At 68.4% G+C, this 20,214-nt stretch carries 19 protein-coding genes and 1 riboswitch; of the genes, 11 read left to right on the plus strand and 8 right to left on the minus strand.

The genetic code is table 11. From position 1 onward, the window contains the following. The first annotated feature begins 12 nt into the window (after window positions 1-12). The 3 genes from Q9235_RS18515 (at window position 13) to Q9235_RS18525 (ending at window position 3,766) form a co-directional block, all read left to right on the plus strand. Entirely contained in the window at window positions 13-1,359 is a 1,347-nt protein-coding gene (locus tag Q9235_RS18515; RefSeq protein WP_306223264.1) for a glycosyltransferase, read from the plus strand. Between the two features lie 154 nt (window positions 1,360-1,513). Then, entirely contained in the window at window positions 1,514-3,178 is a 1,665-nt protein-coding gene (locus Q9235_RS18520; protein WP_306223265.1) for a GMC family oxidoreductase, read from the plus strand. A gap of 60 nt (window positions 3,179-3,238) precedes the next feature. Beyond that, a complete protein-coding gene (locus Q9235_RS18525; RefSeq protein ID WP_306223266.1) occupies window positions 3,239-3,766 on the plus strand; it encodes a hypothetical protein in 528 nt (175 codons plus the stop codon). A 2-nt stretch (window positions 3,767-3,768) separates the two neighbouring features. Here the strand turns inward: Q9235_RS18525 and Q9235_RS18530 are convergent, their stop codons facing one another. From Q9235_RS18530 to cobD, 3 genes are all read right to left on the minus strand, one after another. Beyond that, complete coding sequence (locus Q9235_RS18530; RefSeq protein WP_306223267.1) at window positions 3,769-4,986, minus strand: MFS transporter; 1,218 nt, start codon at window positions 4,984-4,986, stop codon at window positions 3,769-3,771. Window positions 4,987-5,005: 19 nt separating this feature from the next. Continuing rightward, window positions 5,006-5,977 carry a D-2-hydroxyacid dehydrogenase gene (locus Q9235_RS18535; RefSeq protein ID WP_306223268.1) on the minus strand — a complete coding sequence of 324 codons (972 nt, stop codon included), beginning with the start codon at window positions 5,975-5,977 and terminating at the stop codon, window positions 5,006-5,008. Window positions 5,978-6,059: 82 nt separating this feature from the next. After that, a complete protein-coding gene (gene cobD, locus Q9235_RS18540) occupies window positions 6,060-7,091 on the minus strand; it encodes a threonine-phosphate decarboxylase CobD (RefSeq protein WP_306223269.1) in 1,032 nt (343 codons plus the stop codon). Here cobD and cbiB point away from each other — a divergent pair. Next, entirely contained in the window at window positions 7,090-8,067 is a 978-nt protein-coding gene (gene cbiB / locus Q9235_RS18545) for an adenosylcobinamide-phosphate synthase CbiB (RefSeq protein ID WP_306223270.1), read from the plus strand. The genes cobD and cbiB overlap by 2 nt on opposite strands. Before the next feature lie 3 nt (window positions 8,068-8,070). Here cbiB and Q9235_RS18550 read toward each other — a convergent pair whose 3' ends face one another. The 5 genes from Q9235_RS18550 to cobU all read right to left on the minus strand — a co-directional run bounded on the left by Q9235_RS18550 (window position 8,071) and on the right by cobU (window position 12,197). Beyond that, the gene (locus Q9235_RS18550; RefSeq protein ID WP_306223271.1) at window positions 8,071-9,726 is read right to left on the minus strand and encodes an acyl-CoA dehydrogenase family protein; all 1,656 of its coding nucleotides are present in this window, start codon (window positions 9,724-9,726) and stop codon (window positions 8,071-8,073) included. Then, window positions 9,723-10,343, minus strand: coding sequence for a TetR/AcrR family transcriptional regulator (locus Q9235_RS18555; protein ID WP_306223272.1), 621 nt, complete (start codon window positions 10,341-10,343; stop codon window positions 9,723-9,725). Before Q9235_RS18555 ends, Q9235_RS18550 begins: the two co-directional genes overlap by 4 nt. A gap of 169 nt (window positions 10,344-10,512) precedes the next feature. Further along, entirely contained in the window at window positions 10,513-10,974 is a 462-nt protein-coding gene (locus tag Q9235_RS18560) for an MgtC/SapB family protein (RefSeq protein ID WP_306223273.1), read from the minus strand. Between the two features lie 96 nt (window positions 10,975-11,070). Then, a complete protein-coding gene (cobO, locus tag Q9235_RS18565; protein WP_306228341.1) occupies window positions 11,071-11,679 on the minus strand; it encodes a cob(I)yrinic acid a,c-diamide adenosyltransferase in 609 nt (202 codons plus the stop codon). Next, window positions 11,679-12,197 (minus strand): bifunctional adenosylcobinamide kinase/adenosylcobinamide-phosphate guanylyltransferase, encoded by a 519-nt coding sequence (gene cobU / locus Q9235_RS18570; protein ID WP_306228345.1) that lies wholly within the window; start codon window positions 12,195-12,197, stop codon window positions 11,679-11,681. Before cobU ends, cobO begins: the two co-directional genes overlap by 1 nt. 55 nt (window positions 12,198-12,252) lie before the next feature. Further along, window positions 12,253-12,437: riboswitch (cobalamin riboswitch) on the plus strand. Between the two features lie 37 nt (window positions 12,438-12,474). On the opposite strand from cobU, the gene Q9235_RS18575 reads away from it, so the two are divergent. The 7 genes from Q9235_RS18575 to Q9235_RS18605 are packed head-to-tail and all read left to right on the plus strand — an operon-like array spanning window position 12,475 to window position 20,213. Continuing rightward, window positions 12,475-12,651 (plus strand): CbtB domain-containing protein, encoded by a 177-nt coding sequence (locus Q9235_RS18575; protein ID WP_306223274.1) that lies wholly within the window; start codon window positions 12,475-12,477, stop codon window positions 12,649-12,651. Between the two features lie 12 nt (window positions 12,652-12,663). Beyond that, on the plus strand, window positions 12,664-13,404 hold the full coding sequence (locus Q9235_RS18580; protein ID WP_306223275.1) for a CbtA family protein: 741 nt from the start codon (window positions 12,664-12,666) through the stop codon (window positions 13,402-13,404). 9 nt (window positions 13,405-13,413) lie between these two features. Continuing rightward, window positions 13,414-13,803 carry a DUF1636 family protein gene (locus Q9235_RS18585; protein ID WP_306223276.1) on the plus strand — a complete coding sequence of 130 codons (390 nt, stop codon included), beginning with the start codon at window positions 13,414-13,416 and terminating at the stop codon, window positions 13,801-13,803. 4 nt (window positions 13,804-13,807) lie between these two features. After that, window positions 13,808-14,863, plus strand: coding sequence for a cobalamin biosynthesis protein CobW (cobW, locus tag Q9235_RS18590; protein WP_306223277.1), 1,056 nt, complete (start codon window positions 13,808-13,810; stop codon window positions 14,861-14,863). 9 nt (window positions 14,864-14,872) lie between these two features. After that, entirely contained in the window at window positions 14,873-18,301 is a 3,429-nt protein-coding gene (gene cobN / locus Q9235_RS18595) for a cobaltochelatase subunit CobN (protein WP_306223278.1), read from the plus strand. Beyond that, entirely contained in the window at window positions 18,298-19,584 is a 1,287-nt protein-coding gene (gene cobG, locus Q9235_RS18600; RefSeq protein ID WP_306223279.1) for a precorrin-3B synthase, read from the plus strand. Before cobN ends, cobG begins: the two co-directional genes overlap by 4 nt. After that, window positions 19,581-20,213, plus strand: coding sequence for a precorrin-8X methylmutase (locus Q9235_RS18605; RefSeq protein ID WP_306223280.1), 633 nt, complete (start codon window positions 19,581-19,583; stop codon window positions 20,211-20,213). The genes cobG and Q9235_RS18605 overlap by 4 nt, the downstream gene beginning before the upstream one ends. Window position 20,214 lies beyond the last annotated feature (1 nt).

Raw genomic sequence — 20,214 nt, forward strand, 5'->3', positions numbered from 1 at the left:
GGCGCTGCGGGCATGTCTCTTGCCGCAGAACCCAACGCTCGGCCCCGCCGGGTCTGCATCATCTCGCTGACATCGGTGGTCCAGGAGCCCCGGGTCCTGCGTCAGATCCGGGCCTTCCTGGAAAAAGGCTGGCAGGTGACCGTGGTCGGGTACGGCCGCGGCAAGCCGATCCCCGATAACTGGGACTTCGTCGAGGCCGATCTCAGCCTCCTGCCGGATAGTTCCGGCCGCGTGAGGCCGCCGGAAACCCGCAGGATCCGGCATATGATCCTGTCGGATCCTCTGGCCGCCGCGCGCCGCATCTCGGAAATTCTCCTCGTCCATGCCAAGCGGGCCGTGCCGAAGCTGCGCGTGAGGCTGCCCCTCACCTCCCCAAGAGCCCGGCCCTGGTCATGGCGCGAGGCGCGAAAGCATTTCTATCGCGACAAGGCGACGCGGAACCTGAAAAGGCATCTGATCGCGAAAATTCCGCCGTGCGACCTCGTCATAGCGCATGACTATTTCACCTATATCCTGGCGGATGACGTCGCAAAGCGCCGCGGTGCGAGGCTCGGCCTCGATTGTCACGAATACGCGCTCCAGCAATATGATTACGAGAACAACCCTGATCGTAACGCCCGGAATGAGTGGCTGACGGTCACCCGGCCCTATGTCGATGCGTTGCAGCGCCATTATTTCAAGAGCGCGGACGTCGTCAGCACCGTCTGCGACGGGATCGCGGACCTCCTGGCCGCAGATTACGAGCTCGCGCAGCGCCCGATCGTCGTCAGATCGACGCCCTTCTTCGAGAAAATGCCGTTCAGGCCCTGCGGCGAGACGATCGAGATCGTCTATCACGGGCTGATCACCCCCACCCGCAATCTCGATGTCGCCGTGCGCGCACTGGTCCTGTGCCGCGAAGAATTCCGGCTGACGATGCGCGGGCCTGCCGATCCGAACTACGATCGGAAATTGCTGGACCTCGCGAAGCAGCTCGGCGTGGCGCATCGGTTCACGATCGCGCCTCCTGTCCCGTTCGCGGACCTCGTCGCATCGGCCAACCAGGCCGATATCGGCTATTTCGCCTTCGACGTCTTTTCCAATCAGCGGAAATACACGCTCCCGAACAAGTTCTTCGAGTACATCATGTCGGGCCTGGCCCTGGTCGTGATGGATGTCCCGGAGCTTTCAAAAATCATCCGCGAGCACAAGAACGGCCGGCTCGTCGCCACGTTCGATGCCGAATCGGTCGCCAATGCGATCAACAGCCTGACGCGCCGCGACATCGAGGAGATGAAGAGGAACTCGCTGAAGGCTGCCGAGAGCCTTTGCTGGGAGGCCGAGCAGAAGGTTTTCGTCGAGGGCTACCGGATATCCTGAGCTCACGGGATCCCGGCCGCCGGGCGAAGCCGGGTCATCATCACCGCCAACGCACTGTGCGTTTTCGCCTGCTGCCACGCCAGCCGGCCTATGCCAGATTGCTCCGTCACTGCCGAAGCAACGGGCAGGCCTGCAACGGAACGCTGGAAACGCCATGCCCGATACCGCATCGACCGCGCGTCGCCTGATCGGCTCGTTCGACTATGTCGTCATCGGGGCGGGCTCGGCCGGCTGCATCGTCGCCAACCGGCTGGCGGCCAATCCGAAGAACAGGGTGCTGGTGCTCGAAGCCGGCGGCATGGACGACTGGGTCTGGTTCCACATCCCGGTCGGCTATCTCTTCGCCATCGGCAATCCCCGCGCCGACTGGTTGTTCCAGACCGAGCCGCAGGCCGGGCTCGGCGGGCGGGCGCTGGCCTATCCGCGCGGCAAGGTCGTCGGCGGCTCCTCGGCGATCAACGCCATGGTCTATATGCGCGGCCAGGCCGCCGACTATGACGGCTGGCGCCAGCGCGGCCTGGCCGGCTGGGGCTGGGACGACGTCCTGCCCTATTTCCTGCGGCATGAGGACCATATGGCGCCGCCACCGGGCGGGCTGCACAAGGCCGGCGGTGAATGGCGCGTCGAGCATCCGCGCGTGCGCTGGGCGATCCTCGATGCGATCCGGGACGCGGCGGAAGCCGCGGGCATCGCCAAGATCCTGGATTTCAACACCGGCGACAATGAAGGCTCGTCCTATTTCCAGGTGAACCAGCGGCGGGGCCGGCGTTTGAGCGCCTATCGCGCCTTCCTGAAACCGATGCTCGAACGGCACAACCACGACAATCTCAGGCTGGAGACGGGCGTCCATGTCGAGCGCATCCTGTTCGAGAACGGCCGGGCGAAGGCCGTCGAATTCACCCATGCCCTGGGTACGGCGAGCGAGGAGAGGCTGAAGGTCGAGATCAACGGCGAGGTCGTGCTCTCGGCCGGGGCCGTCGCCTCGCCGCTCCTGCTGGAACGCTCCGGCATCGGCAGCGGGTCGCGACTGCAGGGCTTCGGCATCGAGACGCTGGTCGATGCGCCCGGCGTCGGCGAGAACCTGCAGGACCATCTCCAGATCCGGCCGATCTACAAGGTCCATGGCGTCAAGACGCTGAATAGCGACTACGCCAAGCTCTGGCGCCGGCCGCTGATGGCGCTGGAATGGGCCGCCTTACGCACGGGACCGCTGACGATGGCGCCTTCGCAGGTCGGCGCCTTCGCCAAGTCCTCCCAGCAATACGCCACCGCAAACCTGCAATATCATTTCCAGCCGCTCTCGCTCGATAGCTGGGGCTCGGGGCTCCACCCGTTCGACGCCTTCACCGCGAGCGTCTGCAATCTCAGGCCGTCGAGCCGCGGCAGCGTGCATCTGCGCTCGGCCGACCCGCGCGACAATCCGGTCATCTCGCCGAATTATTTCGATACGGAGGAGGACCGGCAGGTCGCGATCGACGCGATGAAGCTGACGCGCCGGATCGTGGCGCAGGCACCGCTCGCCCGCTTCCGCCCGGAAGAGCACATGCCGGGCGATGCCGCCCAATCGGACGAAGCCCTGCTGGAAGCCGCCGCCAAGCTCGGCACCACGATCTTCCACCCCGTCGGCACGGCGCGGATGGGCAGCGACGACGATCCGGGCGCGGTTCTCGACGGGCGGCTCAGGGTGCGCGGCGTCGAGGGCCTGCGCGTCATCGACGCTTCGGTGATGCCGACGATCACCTCCGGCAACACCGCCAATCCGACGATGATGATCGCCGAGAAGGGCGTGGCGATGCTGAAGGAAGACGCGCGCCGCTAACGCCTGCCGCGCCGGGCGGCTTTGAATTGCCGCAAACCGCAATCTATGAATCGGATCGCGATGCCCGACGATCTTCCGCCCTCGCCTGCGCCGGAGCGCGCTCCGTTCACCCGCGGATTGCTCGCGGTCCTGCGCGCCGTCATCACCGTCTTCGTCATCCTCGACGAGTTCCTGCGGCCGCTCTACCGGCCGCTGCTGCGCCGGCTCGCGGAGCTGCGCATCATGCGCCGGCTGGAGGAGCGTGTCGCGTCGCTGCCGCGCGCCCTCGTTCTGCTGGCGCTGGCGATCCCCTTCGCCATCGCCGAGCCCTTGAAGCTGTTTGGCCTGCTGCTCTTCGCACGCGGGCAGTTCTGGGCCGGCCTGGTGGTGACCGCCTTCGCGCATCTGACGAGCTTCGTCTTCGTCGAGCGCATCTACCATGCCGGGCGCGACAAGCTGCTGAGCTATCGCTGGTTCGCCTGGTTCATGGGGCAGGTGGTGCGCGTGCGTGATCGCGTGCTCGGCTGGGTCCGCGCCACGGCCGCCTATGCGATGGCGATGCGGACGCGCGACGCCGTGCGCCACTGGTGGCGGACGATGCGGGCCTGAATTCAGGCCCGGCGGCGCGCCAGCAGCATGAGCGAGCCGGCGGCAAGCGCAGAAAAACCGATCAGCAGCACCGTCGAGAGCATGACGCCGCCCCGCTCCAGCGAGACGGCGAAGACGAGCGGCGCCGCCGCCTTGATGACAAGGCCGGGCGCCGAGAGCTTGCCCATGGTCGCACCGAAGCCGACCGGACCGAAGAGCTGGAGCGGCACGGTGCCGCGTACGATCGAACTCAGCCCCATGCTGATGCCGAAGGCGATGGCGAAGAGCCCGGCGACGACCGGCATCGAGCCGCCGATCAGGAGCAACACCAGACCGAGCGGCATGAGCCAGGCCGAGACCCAGGCCGTGGTCACCGGCGAGAGGCTGCGGCCGAACAGCATCTCGGCGAGGCGTCCGGCGACCTGCGACGGGCCGAGCATCGCGCCGATGCCGACCGCGACGGCCGCGCTGAGCCCAAAGCCCTGCAGCAGCGCCAGCATATGAACGGCCATGGCCGAGACGACGAAGCCCTGGAGCGAGAAGGCCAGCGCCAGCAGCAGGAAAGCACGGCGGCGCGCATCGCCATGGAGATAAGCCAGCTCCGGCTCCCGCGGGGCTGGCACTGCCGCATCTGCGGCCTGCGCGACGACCGGCCGCTTCACCCGCCCAGGCAGGAAAAACAGGTGCAAGGGCAGGCAAACCAGGATCTGCGAGAGGCCGTAGAGCCGATAAACGCCGCGCCAGTCGAACATCCCGAGCAGGCTCGAGGTCAGCGGCCAGAACAAGGTCGAGGCGAAGCCGCCGATCAGGGTGAGTTGGCTGATGGCGCGGCGCGCCTGACTGCCGCGCGCCTGAGTCAGCGCGGCGAAGGCGGCATCGTAGAACACGGCCGTGGTCACCGCCTGCAAGGCGACCATCGCGAAGGTATAGCTGACGATGCCGCGCGCCTCCGCCAGCGCGAACAGCGAGAGGCCGGCCAGCGCCGAACCGATCGTCATCACCAGCCGGGTGCCATAGCGGTCGATCAGGCTGCCGGTGACGGGCGCGACCGCGCCACCCAGCAAAAGGCCGATCGCGAAACCGCCGAAGGTCCACTCCGGAGCCCAGCCGAAATCGGCGGTCATGCGCGGCGCCAGCACGGTGAAGGCGTAGAACAGCGTGCCGTAGCCGAAGACCTGGGTGATCCCGAGCGCGGGGATCAGCGAAGGGCCGCCCGGCCGGAACAATCTGGGCGAAGCCATCGCCGCCACCTGCTGCCGCTCAGACGATCTGGTTGCGCAGGCCCGCTTCGCCGCGTCCGAGACGATCCAGATTATCGAGAAGGATATCGATCACGTTGCCCTCATAGGCACGGGTCTCGCCAGCGCTGTGCGGCGTGACGATGACTTGCGGCATGCGCCAGAAGGGCGAGTTCGACGGAAGCGGCTCCTCATGGAAGCAATCGAGCCCGGCGCCGGCGATGCCGCCGTTGCCGAGCGCGTCGAGCAGGGCCATCTCGTCGACGACGCGGCCGCGCGCGACGTTGATCAGGTAAGCGGAAGGCTTCATCGCGCCGAGAATGCGGGCATCGATCAGCCCTTCCGTCTCCGGCGTCAACGGGCAGGTCAGCGCGACGAAATCGGCCTGCGCCACCGTCTGGGCCAGCTTGTCCGGATGGACGACCGCCTCGACATGCGGCTGCGGCTCGGCGCTGCGGCGCACGCCGATGACGCGCATGTCGAAGGCGCTCGCGAGCTTCGCAAGTCTCAGGCCGATGCGGCCGAGCCCGACGATGACCAGCGTCTTGCCGCCGAGTTCATCCTCGCGCAGCGCGCGGTCCCCGATCATCGGGCGCCAGACCTGCTTCGCCTGGTTGTCTCGGGCGAAATGGATCTGGCGGGTCAGCGCCAGGATCAGCGAGATCGCATGCTCGGCCACCGCCCGCTCATTGCCGCCCTGGGCGCTGGCGAGGCGCACGCCCGCGGCGCCGATCGCGGGCTTGTCGAACTGGTCGGTGCCCGCGCTGATCGACTGGATGAAGTGCAGCTTCGGCAGGCGCGGCAGCAGGTCGTTGCGCCAGAGGCCGGAAACGACGAGCACATCGGCTTCCGGCGCGCGTTCGCGCAATTCGTCCAGGCTGCGGACCTCGAAGCTTTTCGCGGCGCGGCCGCGCGTCAGGAACTCGTCGCGGAGCTGATAAGCGGCATGTGCGAAGCCGATCGTCAGGTCGCCTTCCGGCGGCAGGAATGCCATGTGTCGTCTCTCCCCGATTCCTTCTTGGCTGGACGTTAGCGGGCGCGCCCGCTCCTGTCCCCGCATTGGCCGCATGCAAGCTTCACGCTGGCGGCGATGCTTCCCGGGTATCGAGGGCGAGCGCAGCGCGCAGGCGCGACCATCCGGCCTCGTCGCCCGGCAGGCCGAAGCGCAGGCGATCCGGCGCGTTCTGGAAGCGCCGGACATAGATGCCGTGGCGGCCGAGACGGGCGAAAAGAGCCGACGCAACCGGCGTTTCAAGCAGGCGGAACAGAGTCGTACCGCCAACGATTCGGCCATGGGGCGCCAGCAAGGCATCGAGGCGGGCGGCATCGCGGGCACGCTCCCGCCCGGTCTCGGCGAGCCAATTGGCATCCGACAACGCCTGCGCGCCGACATGGAGCGCGGGACCGGCAACCGACCAGGGACCGAGTGCCGCCTTGAGTCGCGCCATCTGGTGGGGCGCGCCGATGGCGAAGCCAAGCCGCAGGCCGGCGAGGCCATAGGTCTTGCCAAAGGAGCGCAGCACGATCGCCCCAACAGGCAGATCCGGCACGATGGTGGCCTCCGGCGTGAAATCGGCAAAGGCCTCGTCGACGACGAGAAACCCGCCATTGGCGGCACAATGCGCGGCGAGCCTTGTGAGCTCGGCCTGCGACAGCACGCGCCCGTCCGGATTGTTCGGGTTGACCACGACGACGGTCGTGGCTTCCTCGGCAGGCGTGGCGGTTTCGGTGACGGCATAGCCCGCCTTGCGCCAGGCATGGCCGTGCTCGGCATAGGTCGGGCCGAGGATCGCCACCGGCCCCGCTGGAGACAGACGCGGCAGCAGTTCGATCAGGATCTGCGTTCCGGGCGCCGCGACCATGTCTGCGTGGGCCGGGACCCGATAGGCTTTCCGGGCCGCTGCTATCAGCGCCGCCTCGTCATCGGCACCGGGAAGGCGCGCCCAGAGGCTTAACGGCAGCGCCGGAAGCGGATAGGGGATCGGGTTGATCCCGGTGGAGAGATCGATCCAGGGCTGCGGCGCCTCCGGAAAGAGGGCGCGGGCCGTGGCGAGATCGCCGCCATGCCAGATACCGTCCTCAGCCACGACCCCGTCCGCGCCCCGCATGAATCTCTCCGCCAGCCTGCCGCTGCTCGTGCTCGCGCTGACCATCGAGGCGGTGTTCGGCTATCCCCAGCGCTTCTATGCCGCAATCGGCCATCCCGTCACCTGGATCGGCCGATTGATCGGCTGGCTCGATCGCGGGCTGAACCGGGAAACTGCCTCTTTCGCGCAGCGAAAGGCGATGGGCGTGCTGGCGCTCGTGCTGCTGTTCGCCGCCGTCATCGCGCTGTCGGCGCTGGTCCAGCGCCTGTGCCTCGCCCTCGGGCCGTTCGGCCTGATCCCGCTGGCCTTCCTCGCCTCGACGCTGATCGCCCAGCGCAGCCTCTACGAACATGTCGCCCGCGTCGCCGAGGAGTTGGAGCGGGACGGGCTCGACGGCGGGCGGCGCGCCGTTTCGATGATCGTCGGGCGTAATCCGCAGACGCTGGACGAAGCCGGCGTGTCGCGCGCCGCCATCGAAAGCCTCGCCGAGAATTTTTCGGACGGCATCGTCGCGCCCGCCTTCTGGCTGGGTGTTGGCGGCTTTCCCGGCATCGCTGCCTATAAAGCGATCAACACGGCCGATTCGATGATCGGCCACCGCACGCCGCGCCATCTCGCGTTCGGCTGGGCAGCGGCGCGGCTCGATGACCTCGTCAACCTGCCGGCCTCGCGATTGACGGCCCTGCTGCTGATCGTGTCGGCGGCGCTCGACCGATCGGCGGATGCCCGCGGAGCCTGGAAAGCCGTTCGGCGCGATGCCGGCAAGCACGGCTCGCCCAATGCCGGCTGGCCGGAAGCCGCGATGGCCGGAGCGCTCGGCCTCAGGCTCGCCGGACCGCGCGTCTATGGCGAGACCCGCGTCGAGGATCACTGGATGGGAGATGGTCGCGCCGAGGCCAGTGCAGCCGATATCCGCCGGGCGCTCACGCTGTACAAGCGCTCCTGCGGGTTGCTCTGGGGATTGGCGGCGCTATTGGCGGCTGTGGCACTGCGCTGAGGCTCAGTTCGGCACCGGCACGGCCCGCCGCGCGATCGCCTGCAAATCCGCCCCCTGCGGCAGCGAGCCGAAATGGCCGGACCAGCCGCCGGCCAATCGCGAGGCGACATAGGCGTCCGCGACCGCGTGCGGCGCGTGGCGGATCAACAGCGAGGCCGACAGGCCGAGCGCCATGCGCTCGACGAAGCGACGCGCCAGATGCTCGTGCCTGAGCACATCGACAATATCGGTCTCCAGCTCAGTCAGGAAGGCATCGTAGCGCGAATCGCTGCCGCGGGCGGCCCGCAACTCATCGAGCAAAGCCGGTACGCAATCGGGATAGCGGCGGATCGAGCGGAGCACGTCGAGGCAGACGACATTGCCCGTGCCCTCCCAGATGCCGTTGAGCGGCGCCTCGCGATAGAGCCGCGCCATCAGGTGGTCCTCGATGAAACCGTTGCCGCCATGGCATTCGAGCGCCTCGACCACGACCGGGGTGGCGCGCTTGCAGTTCCAGTATTTGGCGATCGGCGCGCCGATGCGGCCGATCAGCTTCTCCGCCTCGCTCGCCTCCTCCCGGTCGAGCGCATGGACGAAGCGGAAGGCGAGCCAGGCGGAGGCTTCGACCTCAAGCGCGAGGTCGGCGATCACGTTCGTCATGATCGGCTGGTCGATCAGCGCCTTCTGGAAGGCGCGGCGATGCGCCGTGTGATGCGCGGCTTGCGCCACCGCATGTCGCATCAGCCCGGCCGAGCCGACGGCGAAATCGAGCCGCGTATAGTGGTTCATCTCCAGCCCGGCGCGGATGCCGTGACCGGGCTCGCCGATCAGATGGGCGATCACACCGCGGAATTCGACCTCGGACGAAGCGTTCGACTTGTTGCCGCACTTGTCCTTGAGCCGCTGGATCTGCAGGCGATTGCGCGAACCGTCCGGCAACCAGCCGGGCACGACGAAGCAGGAGACGCCCTCTTCCGTGCGTGCCAGCGTCAAGAAGACGTCGGAATGCGGGACGGAGAAGAACCATTTATGGCCGGTGAGGGAATATGTGCCGTCGGCATTGCGCGTCGCGACCGTCTGGGTCTGGCGCAGGTCCGAGCCGCCCTGCTTCTCGGTCATCGCCATGCCGACCGTGCCGCCGCGCTTCTGCGCCGCCGGCAGCGGACGCCCATCATAGTCGGAGGAGGTGATCAGCTTGCCGAATTCGGCCCAGCGGGCGGGGTCGTGCTGCAGAACGGGGATCGCCGAATAGGTCATGCCGAGCGGGCAGCAGATGCCGTTCTCGCCCTGGTTCCAGAGATAGGAGACCGCCGCGCGCGCCACCTGCGCGCCTTGGCGCGGCTTCGTCCAGCATAGCGAATGGAACTCGTCTCGCATGGCGAGCCCCATCAATTCATGCCAGGCAGGGTGGAACTCGATCTGGTCGACGCGCCGGCCCCAGCGATCGTGCGTGCGCAGTTCCGGCAGGCTGCGATTGGCCTGCCGGGCCAGGTCCTGCACGCGCCGCGAACCGACATGGCCGCCGACAACGCTCGCCTGCTCGCGGAACCAGCCGGCACCGAAGGCATCGAGGATACGGCCAAGCGCCGGGTCGGCGGCGAAGGCGTCATAATCCGCCAGCGCCGGGGCCTGGTTCAGCACCTCATGGGTGTCGTAGCCGTAAGCGTCGAGCGTGGTCATGCGGCGCGCCCTTCACGAGAAACCAGTGCGGTGAGGGAGAGATCGGCAAGGGCGGCTGCGATCTCGCGACCACGCTCGGGCGTGGTTGTCCGCTCCGGCGAAAGTGGGCCGATCAATGCCTCCATGAAGCCGCCGACGATCATCGCGGCGGCGGCATCAGGATCGACCGGGCGGAAGGCGCGCAGCGCTTCACCTTCGATGACGAGCGCGCGAAAAATGCCGGCGATCTCGCGGCGATAATCCAGCCGCGTCGCATCGACGGCCGGATCGGCAGGCTCCGCGATCATCGACCAGGCGAGCCGGCGATTGGCGAAGGCGCGGCGCGCGAAGGCCTCGACCGCGGCGGTCAGGCGCTCCGCAACGGGCGCGTCGCTCGCGGCGATCTCGCGCAGCACGGCAAGTTCGCGCGTCGACACGGCCGCGACGATCTCCGCCATCAGCTCGGCCTTGGAGGCGAAATAGGAATAGACGCTGCCGGTCGAGACGCCGCTGGCCGATGCCACCGCCGCAATCGAGGTCTCATGGAAGCCGACCTCCGAGACGATACCGCGCGCAGCGGCGAGAATCGCCTCGCGCTTCCCTGCCTTGCGCGGTTGCTTCTGCCGAGTGCCAACCATACGCGACCTCGAAATTGAATTTGAATTCGGATTCAATTTGAAGAGATGGATTGCAGCCGTCAAGGGGCGGCGGCTTGGGGTGCGTGGCGAAGCAGGGCAGCCGGGGTCTCAGGTCGCCGACAGCATGTTCCCGCGAGCCCTGTTGTCAGGATGGGAGCCAGTCCGGCACTCAGGAAGGCGGCGCCTCACCCGTTCCGGCCGCTCTGCGGCCAGCCCAGCGCTCGACCGAATGGTCGATGGCGAGCAGGACGAGGGCAAGAAGCGTGGCCGACGCCACGATCGCATAGTCACCGAGCCCAGCGGCGCAACCGAGCGCAGCGGTGACCCATATCGCCGCGGCCGTGGTCAGGCCTGTCGGCGTCGAATGGCCCCGGCGCAGCACGATGACGCCGGCGCCGAGAAAGCCGATTCCGGTCAGAAGCCCCTGGACGACGCGGCTCGCGGCGTCGGCCTCGCTCGGCTCGCTAAAGATCGTCGCGGCAGCGGCCGTGCCCAACCCGACCAGCCCGAAGGTGCGGATCCCGGCCGCGCGCTGCTTGTTGGTCCGCTCCCAGCCCACGACGATGCCGGCGGCCATGCCGGCCAGCAACCTGGCAAGCAGATCCAATTGTCCCCACAGAAAATCACTCATGGCCCACCCCCGAAAACGATGATCGAGGGCATGAACGCATGAGAGCCGCCTGCGTTCGTTCTCTGGCAAACAAGCAGCAGCCGGCGATGCGGCCTGCTAGAACTCGATCCCCTGCTGTGCCTTCACGCCGGCAGCAAAGTGGTGCTTCACCAGCGTCATCTCGGTAACGAGGTCGGCGGCCCCGATCAATTCCGGCTTGGCGTTGCGGCCGGTCACGACGACGTGCAGATCAGGGCGACGGGCAGCCAGCGTCGAGACCACGTCGGCGAGCGGCAAATAATCGTAGCGCAGGGCGATGTTGAGTTCGTCCAGCACCAGCAGGCGAATCTCCGGATCGGCCATCAACTCCCTGGCCTTGGCGAAGGCGCGCTCGGCGGCGGCGATGTCGCGGGCCTTGTCCTGCGTCTCCCAGGTGAAGCCCTCGCCCATGCTGTGCCAGCTCACCTGATCGCCGAAGGCTTCCAATGCCTTGCGCTCCCCGGTCGACCAGGCGCCCTTGATGAACTGCACCACGCCGATGCGCCAGCCATGGCCGAGCGCGCGCAGAATCAAGCCGAAGGCCGCCGTCGACTTGCCCTTGCCGGGGCCCGTGTTGACGATGAGCAACCCCTTTTCGAGCGTCTTGGAGGCGACTTCGGCGTCCTGAACCGCCTTGCGCTTCTCCATCTTCGCCTTGTGGCGGGCGGCGTCTTCGGTATCCGTCATCATTTCACTCGCATCGGCAGTCCAGCGACCATGAAGACCACGCTGGCCGCCCGCGCCGCAAGCGCCTGATGGAGACGCCCGGCCTCGTCGCGGAAGCGGCGAGCCAGCGCATTCTCCGGCACGATGCCGAGCCCGACCTCGTTGCCGACCAGCACCAGCGGCGCCGAGACGCGCTCGCAGGCGGCGATCAGGGCTTCGCGGGCTGCGGCCGTATCGTGTTCCGCGAGGATGAGATTGGTCAGCCAGAGCGTCAGGCAATCGACGAGGACCGCGCGCCCCTCCGGTTGGGCGGCGATGACTTCGGGCAGGTCGAGTGGCGCATCGACCGTCTGCCAGCCGGCCGGACGGCGCGCGCGGTGCTCGGCGATGCGCTCGCGCATCTCGTCGTCATAGGCCTGTGCCGTCGCGATATAGCTCCAGGGCGCCGGCTGGGCCTCGACCAGCGCCTCGGCATGGCGGCTCTTGCCGGAGCGGGCACCGCCGAGGACGAGGGTGAGATGGGGAATTTCGTTCGGCATCGCGGAAGCAGGGTTCAAAGGACCATCCTGCATTGCACAGCGGCACGGCGAAGGCTAATGATCGTCGCTGACGGTGCCTCCGCGAGGAGGTGAAAAGGGAACGCGGTGCGAGACCGCGGCTGCCCCCGCAACTGTAAGCGGATGTCCTTCGCCATCGGCCACTGGAGCGCTCGCTCCGGGAAGGCGGCAAGGGACGCGAAGTCCGCGAGCCAGGAGACCTGCCGTCGACCCGCAGAGATCCAACCGGCTGCCGGCGGGGCGGCCACGGAGAACGCTTATGAACACCGTTTCGGTTTCCACCCCCACACTCAGCGTTTCGGACCGCGTCAAGGCGGTTGCCGCTGCGCTCGTGATCGGCGTCGCGCTGATCTACACGACCGGCTTCGCGGCCTCGACGAACCTCCACAACGCCGCGCACGACAGCCGTCACGGCCTCGCCTTTCCCTGCCACTGAGGGAAAGCCATCATGGTCACGCGTGTTCTCACGGTCAGCATCCTGGCCGGGCTTCTGGCTGGCTTGATCGTCGCCGCCCTGCAGCATGTCACCACCACCCCGCTGATCCTCAAGGCCGAGACCTATGAGACGGCGCTCGCGCTGAAGGCGCCGACTCTCGCCGCCTTCGACGGCGAGGCGAAACTCATCCTCGCGCATGGCCCGGCCGGCGACGCGCCCGGCCAAGACCATGCCGAATGGAAGCCGCAGGACGGCCTCCAGCGCACGCTCTTCACCGGCGCGGTGACGATCGCGACCGCGATCGGCTTCGCGGCTTTGCTGCTCGCCGGCATGATCGCGGCCGGCGACCGGATCGAGCAGCGCACCGCCCTCGTCTGGGGCGCCTGCGGCTTCCTGGCGTTGGGGCTCGCGCCGGCGATGGGGCTGGCTCCGGAACTACCAGGCGCGGCCTCGGCTGCGCTGGGACAGCGCCAGTTCTGGTGGCTCTGGACCGCCATCGCGACCGCGGCCGGGCTCTTCCTGTTCCTGCGCTTCGATCAGCCCTGGCTGAAGCTCGTCGCCATCGTCGTGATCCTGCTGCCGCATGTCGTCGGCGCTCCGCTACCGGCCCCACCGGAGAGCAAGGTTCCGGCGGAGGTCGCCGCCCATTTCGCCTCGCTCTCGCTCGGCATCCAGGCCGCGCTCTGGCTCGTCACCGCCTTCATGGTCGGCGTGCTCTGGCCCTGGGCGAGCCGCCGGGCCTCTGAAGCCTGAGGCAAGCCAATGTCCGAGGGCGACCTCACCATCCATGTCTGCACGGCCTGCCGCCGTGCCCGCGCCGATCTCCCGGAGGGTTACGACCAGCCGGGGCTGGCGCTGGCCGAACGTCTCGCCGAACAGCTCAAAGCCAAGGGCAGCACGATCCCCGTGCTGCCCGTCGAGTGCCTCTGCGTCTGCAAGCGGCCCTGCACCATCGCGCTCACGGCCGATGGCAAATGGACCTATCTGATCGGCGACCTCGACACCGACACCCATCTCGACGAGATCGTCGGCGCCGCGGAGGCCTATGCCGCCAGCGCCAACGGCATCGTTCCCTGGAAAGAGCGGCCGCAGTCCTTCCGCAAGGGCGTGGTCGCGCGCGTGCCGCCTTTGCCGGCGCGCCAGCAAGGATGACATCATGAACACTCCGCAGACCACGAACCTGGGCAAGACGCCCTGCACGATCATCACCGGCTTCCTCGGCGCCGGAAAGACAACGCTGGTGCGCCATCTCCTCGAGAATGCGCAGGGCAAGAGACTCGCCGTGCTCGTCAACGAATTCGGCGATCTCGGCTTCGACGGCGAGTTCCTCAAGGGCTGCGGCATCGCCGGCTGCAGCGACGAGGACGTGGTCGAGCTGCCGAATGGCTGCATCTGCTGCACGGTCGCCGATGATTTCGTGCCGGCGCTCGAGAAGCTGCTGAACCGGCCGAATCCGCCCGAGCATATCCTGATCGAGACCTCCGGCCTCGCTCTGCCGAAGCCGCTCGTCACCGCCTTCAACTGGCCGGCGATCCGCTCGCGCGTCACCGTCGACGGCGTCATCGCCGTGGTCGACGGCCCGGCGGTGGCCGAAGGCCAGTTCGCCGATGATCCGGAAGCGCTCGCGGCGCAGAAGGCGGCCGATGCCTCGGTCGACCACGACAACCCGCTGGAAGAGGTGTTCGAGGACCAGATTCTCTGCGCCGACCTGATCCTGCTCAACAAGAGCGACCTCGTCGACGAAGCCGACCGCGCGCGGGTCAAGGCCGAGATCGCCGAGCATCTGCCCAAGGCGATCAAGATCGTAGAGACCGCCCATGGCAAGGTCGAGCCGACGCTGATCGTCGGCCTCGGCGCTGCCGCCGAGAACGATCTCGCCGCCCGCCCCTCGCATCATGGCGAGGGTGAGCATGATCACGACCATGACGATTTCGACTCGGTCGCCGTGCCGCTGCCTGCCGGTCTCTCCCCCGAGGAGCTCACGGCGCGCGTCGCCAAGGCCGCTGAGGCCGAGGGCGTGCTACGGCTCAAGGGCTTCACCGCCGTGCCGGGCAAGCCGATGCGCCTCGTCGTGCAGGGCGTCGGCCGCCGCGTCGGGCATCATTTCGACCGGGCCTGGGGCGCGAGCGAGCCGCGCGATGGGCGCCTGACCGTGATCGGACTCAAAGGCTTCGACCTCAAGGCCGTGGAAGCGGCCCTCGCGGGGGCGTAACCTCAACCGATGCATCTCCTCCCGACCAGCGAGATCAGGCTCGACGACGGCGAGGACGCCGTCGATCTCGCCCTGCCGCCGGGAGACGTGCTCGTCCTGTCCTTCACCGACAGCGACCTCTCGGCGCTGGCGGTGGCGGCAGGTGACAGCAATCTGTCGGTGCGGCTCGCGCCGCTCCGGCGGTTGAAGCACCCGCTCTCGGTCGATTTCCTGATCGAGAAGACGGCGGCGCAATCCCGCTTCGTGCTGGTGCGCTGCCTCGGCGGGCTCGATTACTGGCGCTACGGCATCGAGCAGTTCGGCGCGGCCTGCCGTAAGCGCGGCATTCCGCTCGCGATCCTGCCCGGCGACGAGCGCGACGATCCGCGGCTCGGCGAGCACGCGAGCGTCCCGGCGGAGTTCGCGGCGCAGCTTCTGGCCTATTTTCAGGCCGGCGGCGGCGTCGAGAACATGCGGTGGTTGCTGCGGCGGATCGCAGGTTATCTGGCACAGACCGCTGAAACCCTGGACCTGGCGCCCCTCCCGCTGCCGTCCTTCTTCGCGCTCGGCAGCAATGGCGATCCGTTGCCATGGCACGATGCGCTGTCCGCCTTGCCCGCCCACCGCCCGCTCGTCCCGATCCTGCTTTACCGCTCCGGCGTTGCAGCCGGCGACATGGCCATGGGTGAAGCCATTTCCGCCGCCCTCACTGCTGCGCGCGGCCTCACCCCGCTCCCCCTCGCGCTGACCAGCCTGAAGGACCCTGCCGTCACGGCCGAGTTCGCAGCGTTGATCGCGGCGCGCAAGCCGGCCCTGATCGTCACCACCACCGCCTTCTCCGCCCGCGAAGGCGCGGATTTCGTGCTCGACGGCGCCGATTGTCCGATCCTGCAGGCGGTGCCGGTCGGCTCCCAACGCGAAGCTTGGGAGGCTTCCCCGCGCGGACTCTCCGCCGCCGACCTCGCCATGCAGGTCGCGCTACCGGAATTCGACGGGCGCATCGGGGCCAGCCCCGTGGCCTTCAAGGCGGAAGAGACCGATCCCACGACCGGTCTCACCATCCGTCGGCTCGTGCCCGATCCAGACGGCATCGCCGCACTCGCCGATCTCGTCGCCGGCTGGATCGCGCTCGCCCGCAAGCCCGCTGCAGAGCGCCGGCTCGCGCTGGTGATGTCGGACTATCCCGCACGCGGCGGTCGCGCCGGCTTCGCCGTCGGGCTCGACACGCCGGCGAGCGTGATGGAGATCCGGGAATTGCTGGCGGAGGCGGGGTATGAGGTTGGCTCTGCAACCTCCTCCGTCATCCCGGGCTTGCCCCGGGATCCATGCCGGAGTGCTTCCGATCGAGGTTCAGGAATGGATCCCGGATCGGCGTCGCTGACGCGGCTTGCTCGGGATGAGGAGGAGGGAATGACAGAGGGGGCCTTGCTGATGGCCTCGCTCACCACGGCCCCGACGAGCCTGAGCATTCCGCTCGCGACCTACCGCAACTGGCTCGCGACCATCCCCGCCGTAGCGCGCGATGCCCTCATCGGCAGCCACGGCCTCCCGGAAACCGATACCGCGTGCGGCGACGGCGCCTTCCGGTTCCGTGTCATGCGCTTCGGCAAGCTGACCGTCGCTCTCCAGCCGCCACGCGATACGACACCCGACCGCAAGGCGCGTTATCACGATCCCGACGCGCCGCCGGGCCATGGCTATCTCGCCTTCTATCTGGCGCTGCGCCAAGTCGAAGCCATCGACGCTCTGATCCACTTGGGCACGCATGGCACGATGGAATGGCTGCCGGGCAAGGCGGTCGCGCTTTCGGCCGGCTGCTGGCCGCGTCTCGCTGTCGGTGGGGTGCCCGTGGTCTACCCCTATGTCGTCGACGATCCCGGCGAAGCCGCTCCGGCCAAGCGCCGGCTTTCGGCCGTCACGCTCGGTCATCTGCCGCCACCTCTGGCCGAGACGGAAGCCGCCGGCGAAACCGCCCTGCTGCGAGACCTGGTCGAGGAATTCTCGCAGGCGCAAGTGCTCGATCCGCGCCGCGCCGATATCGTCGCCAGCGAAATCCGGGCGCGGGCCGAGGCGAGCGGGCTTGCCGCCTCCTGCGGGGTCGCCGCCGATACGGACATGAACGAGGCGCTGACGCTTCTCGACGCCCATCTCTGCGACATCGCCGAACTGCCCTTCCGCGATGGGTTGCATATCTTCGGGCGCTCGGAGATCGACCCAGCCTCGGCCCGCAACGAGCGGGAGAACCTTCTCGCCGCCCTCGACGGCCGCTTCGTCCCGCCCGGCCCGGCCGGCTCGCCGCATCGCGGCCGGCCGGATGTGCTGCCGACCGGGCGCAATCTCTCGACGCTCGATCCGCGCGCCATCCCGACGCGCGCCGCCACCCGACTGGGCCAACTGGCGGCGCAGGCAGTGGTGTCGCGCCATCTCCAGGATCATGGCGACTATCCCCGCCGGATCGTCATGGACCTCTGGGCCTCGCCGACGCTGCGCTCGGGCGGCGAGGACATCGCCCATGCATTGGCGCTGATGGGCGTCGAGCCTATCTGGGACAATGCCTCGACCCGCGTCACCGGCTTCAGCATCATTCCGCAGCCGAAGCTTGCCTTCCCGCGCCTCGACGTGACCGTGCGCATTTCCGGCACCTTCCGCGACACCTTCCCCGGGCAGATCGCCCTGATCGACCAGGCGGCACGCGCCGTCGCCGCACTGGAAGAGCCGGACGACTGGAACGAGCCCGCCGCCGCCCGCCGCCGCGGCGCGCACGGCGCCCGCATCTTCGGGGCCGCGCCCGGACGCTATGGCGCGGCAATGGCCGACCGCGCCCTCGACGGCGACTGGGCCGAGCGCGCGGAACTGGGCGCAGCCTATCTGGCAGCTTCGGACCATGCCTATGGCGGGCCGGAGGGCGCAGCCTCGACCGATGCCGGCTTTGCCGATCGCATTCGCGCCTCCGACGCCTTCATCCATGTCAGCGACACGGCCGGACGCGACATTCTCGAGGCCAGCAGCGCTGCGGACGTGATCGGCGGGCTCGCGGCGGCGGCGAAGGCGCTCGGCGCCGATCCCGCGCTCTACAGCCTCGACAGCTCGAACCCGGAAGCGCCGAAGGCGCGAACGCTGGCCGAGGACATCGCCCGTATCGTCCATGGCCGATTGACGCATCCGCGCTGGATCGCCGGACAGCTCGCCCATGGCTGGCGTGGCGCGGCGGAACTGGCCGAGGCGGTCGATACGCTCTTCGTCTTCGCAGCCAGCACGGATGCCGTCGCGGATGGCTTGTTCGATGCCGTGTTCCAAGCCTATTGCGCCGATCCGCAGGTCTGGGCCGCGCTGGAAGTTGCCAATGCTCCGGCCGCCGCCTCGATCCGCTCGCGATTGGCCGAAGCCGCACGACGCGGACTCTGGACCAGCCGGCGGAATTCGGTCGGCGCCTTCCTGGCCCGGGAGGCGGCGGAATGAGCGCGCTTCCCCGAGAGGCCTTGAGGCGCGGCTGGTGCCCAAGCACGCTCAGGCCGATGGAGACCGGCGACGGCTGGCTGGTGCGGCTGCATCCGCCCGGCGCGAAGCTGACACCGGCGCAATTGCGGCGCATCGCGGCGCTGGCTGCCGCGCATGGCAACGGGCTGATCGAGATTTCCGCCCGCGCCAACCTGCAAATTCGCGGCGTGACGCCCGAGAGCCATCCAAAGCTGGTCGAGCGCCTGCTGGTCGAGCATCTCGTCGACGAGCATGCGGGCGACGGACCACAGCGCGTGACGCTGGTCTCGCCGCTGGCGGGGCGAGACCCGACCAGCCTGATCGACGCCGCCGCACTGGCCGAACAGATCGAGCAGCGCGCCCGCGTGCTTCCCGGCCTGCCGGCCAAGCTCTGCATCGTCGTCGATGATGGCGGCGCGCAGGCCCTCGGCGGCTTTGCCGGCGATCTCCGGTTGATCGGGCTCGATGGCGGGCGTGTGGCCCTCTGCCTTGGCGATCGCCTCTGGCACGGCCCGATTCCGGTCATCGACACCACGATAGCAGTGGAAACGATCCTTCGTGGTTTCGCAGCGCTGCGAGCCGCGGCTCCCGATCGCATCCGCCGCTTGCGCGACCTGTCGCCCGAAGCCTTGGCGAACCTGAGTTCTCTGCCCGACGCCAACGCTCCGACATCACGTATGCCGCCCAGGCGCGCCGGTCTGTTCGCTCTGGACGGTGACCGTTTCGCCGCGCTCATCGGCCTGCCTTTCGGGCGCTGCGATGCCGCCGAGCTCGACAGGCTCGGCGCCACGGTTGAGACGAGCGCAGCCGATATCCGGCTTTCGCCCTGGCGCGGGCTCGCCTTCCGCGATCTTGATCGCACCGAAGCCGGGAGCCTGCTCGCTCTCGCCGACGATCTCGGGCTAATCACGGGCGACGACGATCCGCGGCTTTCGGTGCAAGCCTGCGCCGGCAGCCCCGCCTGCTCGCGCGCCGAAGCGCCGACCATGGCGGATGCGGCCAAACTCGCCGAAGCTGCCGCCGACCTGCTGGCGCAAGGCGCGACCCTGCATGTCTCCGGCTGCGTCAAGGCCTGCGCCCATCCGGTGGCGGCCGATCTCACGCTGGTCGGGCGCGGCGGCTTGTACGACGTCGTCATGGGCGGGACGACGCGGGACAATCCGGTCGCGACGCTTGACCTTTCGGCGCTGCTCACGCGATTGCAGCCCGGAGAAGATATTCACGCCCGGCTGACGGCCGCGCGTTCGACGGGATCGCAGGGTTGAGCAAGGCATACGACTATATCCAGGACGGCGCGGCGATCTATGAGCGCTCCTTCGCCATCATCCGCGCCGAGGCCGACCTTGCCCGCTTCAGCGGCGCGGCCGAGCGCGTCGTCGTCCGCATGATCCATGCCTGTGGGATGACCGACCTGCCCAGAGATGTCGACATGTCCGCAGGCTTCGCCGATACGGCGCGGGCAGCGCTGCAAGCCGGCGCACCGATCCTCTGCGACGCAAAAATGGTCGCCAATGGCGTGACCCGCGCGCGCCTGCCGGCGAATAACGAGGTTCTCTGCACGCTCGACGATCCGCAGGTTCCGGCACTGGCAGCGCAAATGGGCACGACCCGCTCTGCCGCCGCAATGGAGCTCTGGAAGCCCCGGCTCGCCGGCGCCATCGTCGTGATCGGCAACGCACCGACCTCGCTGTTCCGCCTGCTCGAAATGCTCGATGCCGGCGCGCCCAAGCCGGCTGCCGTGATCGGCATCCCCGTCGGCTTCGTCGGCGCGGCGGAATCGAAAGAGGCGCTGGCCAAGGACGGGCGCGTGCCCTTCGTCGTCGTGCATGGACGCCGCGGCGGCTCGGCCATGGCAGCCGCAGCCGTCAATGCGCTGGCGCAGGACAAGGAATAGG

The sequence above is a fragment of the Bosea beijingensis genome, assembly GCF_030758975.1.
Lineage (GTDB): Bacteria > Pseudomonadota > Alphaproteobacteria > Rhizobiales > Beijerinckiaceae > Allobosea > Allobosea beijingensis.

Excerpts from the sequence above, each read along its gene's own strand:
- cbiB (WP_306223270.1), top strand. The coding sequence starts at position 7,090 with ATGAATCTCTCCGCCAGCCTGCCGCTGCTCGTGCTCGCGCTGACCATC.
- Q9235_RS18515 (WP_306223264.1), top strand. The coding sequence starts at position 13 with ATGTCTCTTGCCGCAGAACCCAACGCTCGGCCCCGCCGGGTCTGCATC.
- Q9235_RS18575 (WP_306223274.1), top strand. The coding sequence starts at position 12,475 with ATGAACACCGTTTCGGTTTCCACCCCCACACTCAGCGTTTCGGACCGC.
- Q9235_RS18550 (WP_306223271.1), bottom strand. The coding sequence starts at position 9,726 with ATGACCACGCTCGACGCTTACGGCTACGACACCCATGAGGTGCTGAAC.
- cobO (WP_306228341.1), bottom strand. The coding sequence starts at position 11,679 with ATGACGGATACCGAAGACGCCGCCCGCCACAAGGCGAAGATGGAGAAG.
- cobW (WP_306223277.1), top strand. The coding sequence starts at position 13,808 with ATGAACACTCCGCAGACCACGAACCTGGGCAAGACGCCCTGCACGATC.
- Q9235_RS18555 (WP_306223272.1), bottom strand. The coding sequence starts at position 10,343 with ATGGTTGGCACTCGGCAGAAGCAACCGCGCAAGGCAGGGAAGCGCGAG.
- Q9235_RS18530 (WP_306223267.1), bottom strand. The coding sequence starts at position 4,986 with ATGGCTTCGCCCAGATTGTTCCGGCCGGGCGGCCCTTCGCTGATCCCC.
- Q9235_RS18520 (WP_306223265.1), top strand. The coding sequence starts at position 1,514 with ATGCCCGATACCGCATCGACCGCGCGTCGCCTGATCGGCTCGTTCGAC.
- cobG (WP_306223279.1), top strand. The coding sequence starts at position 18,298 with ATGAGCGCGCTTCCCCGAGAGGCCTTGAGGCGCGGCTGGTGCCCAAGC.
- Q9235_RS18525 (WP_306223266.1), top strand. The coding sequence starts at position 3,239 with ATGCCCGACGATCTTCCGCCCTCGCCTGCGCCGGAGCGCGCTCCGTTC.
- cobU (WP_306228345.1), bottom strand. The coding sequence starts at position 12,197 with ATGCCGAACGAAATTCCCCATCTCACCCTCGTCCTCGGCGGTGCCCGC.
- cobD (WP_306223269.1), bottom strand. The coding sequence starts at position 7,091 with ATGCGGGGCGCGGACGGGGTCGTGGCTGAGGACGGTATCTGGCATGGC.
- Q9235_RS18580 (WP_306223275.1), top strand. The coding sequence starts at position 12,664 with ATGGTCACGCGTGTTCTCACGGTCAGCATCCTGGCCGGGCTTCTGGCT.
- Q9235_RS18535 (WP_306223268.1), bottom strand. The coding sequence starts at position 5,977 with ATGGCATTCCTGCCGCCGGAAGGCGACCTGACGATCGGCTTCGCACAT.
- Q9235_RS18585 (WP_306223276.1), top strand. The coding sequence starts at position 13,414 with ATGTCCGAGGGCGACCTCACCATCCATGTCTGCACGGCCTGCCGCCGT.
- Q9235_RS18560 (WP_306223273.1), bottom strand. The coding sequence starts at position 10,974 with ATGAGTGATTTTCTGTGGGGACAATTGGATCTGCTTGCCAGGTTGCTG.
- cobN (WP_306223278.1), top strand. The coding sequence starts at position 14,873 with ATGCATCTCCTCCCGACCAGCGAGATCAGGCTCGACGACGGCGAGGAC.